Below are 8,567 nucleotides of genomic sequence, written 5' to 3' on the forward strand. Positions count from 1 at the left end.
ATCATTTCCAAGGAAGAAGAAAATATGTTAACAAAAAAAGGCAAGATGACGATGTCATCTTGCCTTTCGCTTATTCAGTATTATCCGCGAACAATATTAGGCGGTGTTTTTCCTTGTAACCCTGCAACTAAATTTTCAGCGGCTGTCATAGCCATTTGCTGCCTAGTTTTTAATGTTGCAGATCCGATGTGTGGTAAAGTCACAACGTTTTGTAAGGATAAGAGCGGATTATCTTTTTGAATCGGCTCTTGTGTAAACGTATCGATGCCTGCTGCAAAGATTTTCTTTTCTGTTAATGCATGGATTAACGCTTCTTCATCTACTGTTTTCCCGCGAGAAGCATTAATGAAGATTGCTGTTTCTTTCATTAATGAAAATTCCTTTTCTCCAATAAGATGATACGTTTCATCTGTTAGTGGAGTAAGGAGGACAATAAAGTCAGATTGTTTTAGTAGCGTCTGTAAATCACAATATGTAGCATCGAATTTTTGCTCTGCGTCTTCTTTACGGCGACGGTTATAATAAAGAACATTCATATCAAATCCGAATTTCGCTCGTTTTGCAACGGCTTCACCAATTCGTCCCATTCCGATAATACCGATTGTACTATGGTGTACATCCAGTCCGAAGTGCTCTTTTCCAATTTCGGCATTCCATTTACCATTTTTTACGTAGGAGTCGAGTTCGCAGACGCGGCGACCAGCAGATAGCATAAGAGCGAAAACGAGATCAGCTACTGTATCATCTAGTACGTATGGTGTATTCGTTCCGATGACATTACGTTTTTCCATCGCTTGTAAATCAAAGTTATCGTAACCGACAGAAATGTTGCTTACTACTTTTAAGTTAGGAGCTACATCTAATAATTCTTCATTAATAGCAGATCCAAAATTTAATAAACCATCTTTATCTTGTATTTTCTCCAATAGAACATCACGAGGTACTTTCTCATTTTGTTCCCATTTTTCATAATCACAGTGTTCTGATAAATATTTTTCTACAAATGCTGGAACTGGTTCGGCAATATAAACTTTTGGTTTCACGGTTCCATCCCCTTTCGCTTTATCACGCATTTTTCCACTGATTAAAGTTTCACTTTACCCCGCTTTAACGGACAGTAAGCCTCCCAACTCCAAAAGCAGCTTAAGCAAAGAGGTTAGGTGGGAAAGCAACTGTCCGTAAAAGCCCGATTGGTGTGGGCTAATAATCAGCGGGGCGAAGCATTCCACTGATTAAAGTTTCACTTTATTTTGACATAATTCACTAAAAAAATCTTCTTTTCAAACTGGAAGGGGGATTTGTATAATTTAGACACAAAGGAAAAGGAAGGATGATTTATATGGTGACAGAAAAGGAATTAGAATTATTAGCTTGTCTTGAAAAAAGTAGTCGATTAACTGTAGATACATTAGCGAAGCTGTTAAATATAGAAGTAGAAGAAGTAAAGAAAATGGTAGAAAAATTAGAGGCCGAAAAGATTATTGTGGATTATGTAACACATATCGATTGGACGAAGGTGAAAGAACATACAGGTTTAACGGCGATGATCGATGTGAAAGTTACGCCAAAGCGCGGCGTTGGGTTCGATGCGGTTGCTGAACAAATTTATCGTTATTCAGAAGTGAAGTCTGTGTATTTAATGTCAGGGACATATGATCTTTCTATTACATTAGAAGGAAAGACAATGGGAGAGGTAGCGATGTTTGTTTCTGAGAAATTAGCAACAATTGAATCTGTCGTTTCTACAACAACGCATTTCATTTTGAAGAAGTATAAACATGAGGGAATTATTTATGAAAAAAACGATGATGATAAGCGGATTGTGGTGACACCATGAAGCAATTTGAACTATCTAGAGCAGCAGAATCTTTACAACCATCAGGTATTCGAAAGTTTTTCGATTTAGCAGCGAATATGAAAGGTGTTATTTCCCTTGGAGTAGGAGAGCCTGACTTTGTTACACCTTGGAATGTAAGGCAAGCATGTATCCGTTCTTTAGAACAAGGATATACGTCCTATACAGCAAATGCAGGATTATTGGAGCTCCGTCAAGAAATAGCAAAGTATCTAAAAAAACAATTTGCAGTATCTTATGATCCAAACGATGAAATCATTGTTACAGTTGGAGCGAGTCAGGCGTTAGATGTAGCGATGCGTACCATTATAAATCCTGATGATGAAGTACTCATTATTGAACCAAGTTTTGTTTCTTATGCACCGCTTGTGACATTAGCTGGAGGAGTTCCGGTTCCTGTGGCGACTACTTTAGAAAATGAGTTTAAAGTACAACCAGAACAAATTGAAGCAGCTATTACAGCGAAAACAAAGGCAATTTTACTTTGTTCACCAAATAACCCAACAGGTGCGATGTTAAATAAATCTGAGCTTGAAGAAATAGCAGTGATCGTTGAAAAGTACAATTTAATCGTATTATCTGATGAAATTTATGCAGAGCTTGTATACGACGAGGTATATACAAGTTTCGCGAGTATTAAAAATATGCGCGAGCATACGATTTTAATTTCAGGATTTTCAAAAGGATTTGCGATGACAGGATGGCGCCTCGGTATGATTGCAGCTCCTGTTCATTTTTCAGAATTAATGCTCAAAATCCACCAATATTCCATGATGTGTGCACCGACGATGTCTCAGTTCGCAGCACTCGAAGCATTACGCGCGGGGAATGATGAGGTAATTCGAATGAGGGATAGTTATAAGAAACGACGTAATTTTATGACGACATCTTTCAATGAAATGGGATTAACATGCCATGTACCGGGCGGAGCGTTTTATGTCTTTCCTTCCATTTCTTCAACTGGATTATCTTCAGCGGAATTTGCAGAACAGTTATTATTAGAAGAAAAAGTGGCTGTTGTACCTGGAAGTGTATTTGGCGAAAGTGGTGAAGGATTTATTCGTTGCTCGTATGCAACATCTCTTGAACAACTAATGGAAGCAATGAAGAGAATGGAACGGTTTATAGAAAATAAAAAAAGGACAAAACGTAATACGTTTTGTCCATAAAAGGGGGGGAATACTAGAAAGCCATGTGTTAGTATTCTATCCCAATATTGGAGAATTATACGTACTACAGGAAATTTTTCGTTAATTTTGAATGAGTTCTGTCATAGTGGTATAATTTACTAATATAAGGTATGCGTATCCTAAGTAGCTTTACTTAGGGTACGTACTAACTAATCGGATATTTAACAATAAATCATCTGCTTTGCTATCTACAATTGTAGAGAAAATGGTAAACGTATGGGAGTGTTTCATATGTCAGAACAATATACAACAGGAGTGGTTGTAACAGGGAAAGTGACTGGGATTCAAGATTACGGTGCATTTGTAGCGTTAGATGCAGAAACACAAGGACTTGTGCATATATCTGAAATTACAAATGGATATGTAAAGGATATTCATGACTTTTTAAAAGTCGGCGATACAGTAGAAGTAAAAGTACTTTCAATTGATGAAGAACACAGAAAAATGAGTTTATCGTTAAAAGCGGCGAAAAGAAAACAAGGACGGATTCTTATACCGAATCCGTCTGAGAACGGATTTAATACGCTGCGAGAAAAGCTAACAGAATGGATTGAAGAGTCTGAGTTAACAAAGTAAAAGAGGAGCGCATATGAGCGTTCCTCTTTTACTTTGTCTTATGATATATATTTGCAAATATGATTGCATGCAATCATATTCGTATGTCGGAGGTGAAATAAAGACATACTGACTAGTGGATTTCGTTCGTTTCTGGGTGAGTACCAAGATTTTCTGATGGTTTAAAGAGTAAACCAAGATTGATAAGCCCAGAAATACCGACGATTCCGTAAATAATACGTGAAAGAGCTGAGTTTTGTCCACCGAAAATGGCTGCCACTAAGTCAAACTGGAAGAACCCGATCAGTCCCCAGTTCACAGCGCCAATTACAGTAAAGACTAATGCGATACGTTGCAGAGTACTCATGAAAAAGCCCCCCTTAATTGTGAAGCATGAGCAAGCGATGAGTTAATTAACTCCTTTATAGAATGGGGTAGTTATGTTGTTTTTATACATAAAAAATATAAGAAAAAGGATGTATATACATCTATACCGAAAAATGCGAATTTTTATGCAAAAAATGAACTTTTTCTAAAAAATATATATTGGTTACGTTTACAATTGTTGAATCGCTTGATTTACAACTTCAGTTTCGCTAAAGTGAATACAGAAATACATATACATTATTGGAGGGAAAAAGATGAGTACACATGTAACGTTCGACTATTCTAAAGCGTTATCCTTCATCGGTGAACATGAAATCACTTATTTACGTGATGCAGTGAAAGTAACACATCACGCAATCCACGAAAAAACTGGAGCTGGGAACGATTTCCTTGGGTGGGTAGACCTTCCGCTTCAATATGACAAAGAAGAATTTGCTCGCATTCAAAAATGCGCAGAAAAAATTAAAAATGACTCTGACATTTTACTTGTTGTAGGTATCGGTGGTTCTTACCTAGGAGCACGTGCAGCAATCGAAATGTTAAACCATTCTTTCTACAACACGCTATCTAAAGAACAACGTAAAACTCCACAAGTGCTATTTGTTGGACAAAACATTAGCTCCACTTACATGAAAGATTTAATGGACGTATTAGAAGGTAAAGACTTCTCTATTAACGTTATTTCCAAATCAGGTACAACAACAGAGCCGGCACTAGCATTCCGTATTTTCCGTAAGTTATTAGAAGAAAAGTATGGACAAGAAGAGGCTCGCAAACGTATTTATGCAACGACAGATAAAGCACGTGGTGCATTAAAAACATTAGCTGATAACGAAGGTTACGAAACATTCGTTATTCCAGATGATGTTGGAGGACGTTTCTCTGTATTAACGCCAGTTGGTTTATTACCAATCGCAGTAAGTGGCTTAAATATTGAAGAGATGATGAAAGGTGCAGCTGCTGGTCATGGTGACTTCGGTACATCAGAACTAGAAGAAAACCCAGCTTACCAATATGCAGCAGTTCGTAATGCTTTATACAATAAAGGAAAAACAATTGAAATGCTTGTTAACTATGAGCCAGCACTTCAATACTTCTCTGAGTGGTGGAAACAGTTATTTGGTGAAAGTGAAGGAAAAGATCAAAAAGGTATTTTCCCATCTTCAGCAAACTTCTCAACTGACTTACATTCATTAGGTCAATACGTTCAAGAAGGTCGTCGTGACTTATTCGAAACAGTTCTGAAAGTAGGTAAATCTACACATGAACTAACAATCGAATCAGAAGAAAACGATTTAGATGGATTAAACTACCTTGCTGGTGAAACTGTAGACTTCGTAAACACAAAAGCATACGAAGGTACATTACTTGCACACAGCGATGGTGGAGTACCAAACTTAATCGTAAATATCCCTGAATTAAATGAGTACACATTCGGTTACCTTGTATACTTCTTCGAAAAAGCATGTGCGATGAGCGGCTACTTATTAGGCGTAAATCCATTTGACCAACCAGGAGTAGAGGCATACAAGAAAAACATGTTTGCTTTACTTGGTAAACCAGGATTTGAAGAGTTAAAAGCAGAATTAGAAGAGCGTTTAAAATAATAAAAAGCGACCGGATTCCGGTCGCTTTTTATTATTTCATCGAAAAGTCCAGCGGTATATTCAAACTAGAGTGGGTATGCTAAAGAAAAAGGCTAGGAGGGATGGGCTTGATTCCGATTCAATCCAATTTAGAAGGACGTACATATGCGTTATATAAGCTAGAAGAGATAATGAAGCCACTCGGATATAGCATTGGTGGCAATTGGGATTATGATAAAGGGTGCTTTGATTATAAAATTGATGAAGAAGATGGCTATCAATTTTTACGAGTGCCATTTAAGGCAGTGAATGGCGAACTAGATGTGCCGGGCGTAATCGTCCGTCTTGAAACGCCGTATATTCTTTCGCACGTATATCAAGACGAACTAGATGATCATGTAAATACTTTAGCAGCCGGAACGAGTGGAATGGATCAATTTGCTGAGCCGAAAGATCCAGATGGAGATGTGAAAAGAAAATATATCAATATTGGGAAAGTGCTCATACAAGAACTAGAGCGTCATTTTATTAATGGTGAATAACAATGAGTATGTCGCTTTCAATGAGAATAAAGGAATGGACTGGATTAATCATATATTGTTCGTCGCGCTTTATACCTAGTAATAGAATGTTTTGCTTTAAAAGAGTATAGCTGCAATTTGCGAAAGTTTGTCCTGTGCAGGAAGGAGAAAGCTCCATCAGTTGTAATTTATTATCAGAGATTTCATCGTAAAGTGAGAATAGGACACCTGAAATGGAAGGGAATAAAAGAGAAGCGGTAAATACATAGCTCGTTAATTTATTTCCTTCTATAATTTCTGATACACCAGCTCTCGTTGCATTTTGTATTTGTTCAGAAGTAAGAAGTTCAGCGATGCAATGAATGTTTGGATTGAGTCCTTTTGCAGTTAAAATATTTAAAATGGACTGTGTATCTGCTAAGCTTTCATTTTTTTCTTTATCAGCTGTTATTAATATAGTGTGTGCTGTTGTAATATTAGCTTTTAATAAAGTTTGATCGTGATGGGGGCACCCCTTTATAAATTCTAAATGATGAAATGGTTTTGGAAGTAAAGAAAGTGTTTCATCAATTAAAACGATATCAAGATTCGGTTGTAAAACATGCATTTGTTTGACAACATGCTTTGCCCGTTCGTTCCATCCTACAATGATCATATGTCCGTTAGAAGTCGCAGCTTCTTCTCCTTTAATCTTCATATATTGTTTACTAATCATTTCAGTAGCGAACAAAACCATATAATAAGAACAAAACCCGGTTCCTAATAAAATAATACCCATACCGATAAGTTTGCCTATTAGTGTATGTGGGGCAAAGTCACCATAGCCAACGGTGAAGATAGTAACGATTGACCACCAAATTCCATCAAACCATGTGGTGAAGTGCGATGGTTCTAATCTATGTATAAGAAATCCGGAAAAAGCAGTAAGTACAACAATAAAGCAAATTAAACGAAAAATAATGGAATCACGAAATGTATCTACTAAATTTGGACGGGATTTCAAACTCTTATTCCTCCTTACTTTGCAGGACTACATTCATTGTTACCATTATAGAAAAAAGAAAAACTCTCTAATTTAAAAGAGAGTTTTTTACATTACATACTTTCCACTTCAGTTTGTTGAACACTTTCAAGATGCTGGAGAGCGTAGTAAACGTCAGCGGTATGTCTTTTTTGATCGATACATAATTTCAAATGCAAATAGTGCGAGCCATTCTCTAATGTTTTGAGCTTCATATTCTTAACTTTTATATCCATTTCTTTTATTTCTTCAATTACAATTGGGATATTGTCCATATTTCGCACAACAAGTTTTACTGCGATATCACGTTGACGAAATGATCTTGGTCCTACAAATTTCATTGTTAATGGTATAAGTTCGACACTAATCATAAGGAAACACATTCCGAAAATCGCTTCGATATAGAATCCGGCCCCAACAGCAATACCAATACCGGAAGCACCCCAGATCATAGCAGCAGTCGTTAGCCCTGCAATACTATCGTTTCCTCTTCGTAAAATAACACCGGCACCTAAAAAACCAATCCCTGATACAATTTGAGCGGCAAGTCGAAGTGGATCCATATTCATATGATCAGTATGTGGTAAATTGTAAGCCGCTTTAATAGAAACAATCGTTAGGAGGCAACTAATAATAGAAATAACTAAACAAGTTTTTAAACCAAGTGGTTTCCGTTTTAATTCGCGCTCTAAACCGATAGCGAATCCTAAAATAGCCGAGAGACCTAGTTTGATTAATAAATCGGCATAGTCCATATGTATTCCTCCTTGTATGATATGGTATATGAATAAAACATTTATTATAGAAAGAAATGTTTTAGGGTAGAGTGACTTTATATAGAATATATGTAGGAATCCCTTAGAAATGAAAGAGATATTTCGTTTAAGTATATGATATTAAAAAAGAAATGTAGTTAATTTAAAAAAAGTTTTCAAAAGGTGTTGCATTTCATTTTTTACCATGATATATTAATAACCGTCGCTGATGCGGAAACGCAGAAAACGACAAAAAAGAAATTGAAAAACTTAGTTGACATCGAAAAACGAAGATGTTAACATAAGGAAGTCGCAAATGAGCGACCAAGTAGTTCTTTGAAAACTGAACGAAACAAACAACGTGAAACGTCAATTTTTATTTTTAGATGCTAGACAAACTAACTTTATTGGAGAGTTTGATCCTGGCTCAGGATGAACGCTGGCGGCGTGCCTAATACATGCAAGTCGAGCGAATGGATTGAGAGCTTGCTCTCAAGAAGTTAGCGGCGGACGGGTGAGTAACACGTGGGTAACCTGCCCATAAGACTGGGATAACTCCGGGAAACCGGGGCTAATACCGGATAATATTTTGAACTGCATGGTTCGAAATTGAAAGGCGGCTTCGGCTGTCACTTATGGATGGACCCGCGTCGCATTAGCTAGTTGGTGAGGTAACGGCTCACCAAGGCAACGATGC

At 37.0% G+C, this 8,567-nt stretch carries 9 protein-coding genes and 1 rRNA gene; 6 read left to right on the plus strand and 4 right to left on the minus strand.

What is annotated here, in order from left to right; translation table 11 throughout:
- Window positions 1-80 precede the first annotated feature (80 nt).
- Window positions 81-1,073: a 2-hydroxyacid dehydrogenase gene (locus MR113_RS20685; protein WP_242256538.1), complete on the minus strand. Its 993-nt coding sequence runs from the start codon at window positions 1,071-1,073 to the stop codon at window positions 81-83.
- A 266-nt stretch (window positions 1,074-1,339) separates the two neighbouring features.
- Between MR113_RS20685 and MR113_RS20690 the strand changes: the two genes are divergently transcribed.
- From MR113_RS20690 to yugI, 3 genes are all read left to right on the plus strand, one after another.
- Window positions 1,340-1,837: an Lrp/AsnC family transcriptional regulator gene (locus MR113_RS20690; protein WP_061680264.1), complete on the plus strand. Its 498-nt coding sequence runs from the start codon at window positions 1,340-1,342 to the stop codon at window positions 1,835-1,837.
- Window positions 1,834-3,024, plus strand: coding sequence for an aminotransferase (locus MR113_RS20695; protein ID WP_242256540.1), 1,191 nt, complete (start codon window positions 1,834-1,836; stop codon window positions 3,022-3,024). Before MR113_RS20690 ends, MR113_RS20695 begins: the two co-directional genes overlap by 4 nt.
- A 252-nt stretch (window positions 3,025-3,276) precedes the next feature.
- The gene (gene yugI / locus MR113_RS20700) at window positions 3,277-3,621 is read left to right on the plus strand and encodes a S1 domain-containing post-transcriptional regulator GSP13 (protein ID WP_000003765.1); all 345 of its coding nucleotides are present in this window, start codon (window positions 3,277-3,279) and stop codon (window positions 3,619-3,621) included.
- Window positions 3,622-3,733: 112 nt separating this feature from the next.
- Here yugI and MR113_RS20705 read toward each other — a convergent pair whose 3' ends face one another.
- Window positions 3,734-3,967, minus strand: a complete 234-nt coding sequence (locus MR113_RS20705) for a DUF378 domain-containing protein (RefSeq protein ID WP_048542215.1) — start codon at window positions 3,965-3,967, stop codon at window positions 3,734-3,736.
- A gap of 274 nt (window positions 3,968-4,241) precedes the next feature.
- On the opposite strand from MR113_RS20705, the gene MR113_RS20710 reads away from it, so the two are divergent.
- Window positions 4,242-5,594, plus strand: a complete 1,353-nt coding sequence (locus MR113_RS20710; protein WP_097843772.1) for a glucose-6-phosphate isomerase — start codon at window positions 4,242-4,244, stop codon at window positions 5,592-5,594.
- A gap of 107 nt (window positions 5,595-5,701) precedes the next feature.
- Entirely contained in the window at window positions 5,702-6,115 is a 414-nt protein-coding gene (locus MR113_RS20715; protein WP_242256542.1) for a YugN-like family protein, read from the plus strand.
- Here MR113_RS20715 and MR113_RS20720 read toward each other — a convergent pair.
- A complete protein-coding gene (locus MR113_RS20720) occupies window positions 6,102-7,097 on the minus strand; it encodes a potassium channel family protein (RefSeq protein ID WP_061680268.1) in 996 nt (331 codons plus the stop codon). The genes MR113_RS20715 and MR113_RS20720 overlap by 14 nt on opposite strands.
- A 92-nt stretch (window positions 7,098-7,189) precedes the next feature.
- The gene (locus MR113_RS20725; protein ID WP_132133682.1) at window positions 7,190-7,870 is read right to left on the minus strand and encodes an MgtC/SapB family protein; all 681 of its coding nucleotides are present in this window, start codon (window positions 7,868-7,870) and stop codon (window positions 7,190-7,192) included.
- Between the two features lie 404 nt (window positions 7,871-8,274).
- On the opposite strand from MR113_RS20725, the gene MR113_RS20730 reads away from it, so the two are divergent.
- Window positions 8,275-8,567: ribosomal RNA gene (locus MR113_RS20730) — 16S ribosomal RNA — on the plus strand; the annotation flags it as partial.

Origin of the sequence: Bacillus cereus group sp. BfR-BA-01379 (genome assembly GCF_022663605.1) — a bacterium.
In the GTDB taxonomy this organism is placed as follows: Bacteria; Bacillota; Bacilli; order Bacillales; family Bacillaceae_G; genus Bacillus_A; species Bacillus_A mobilis.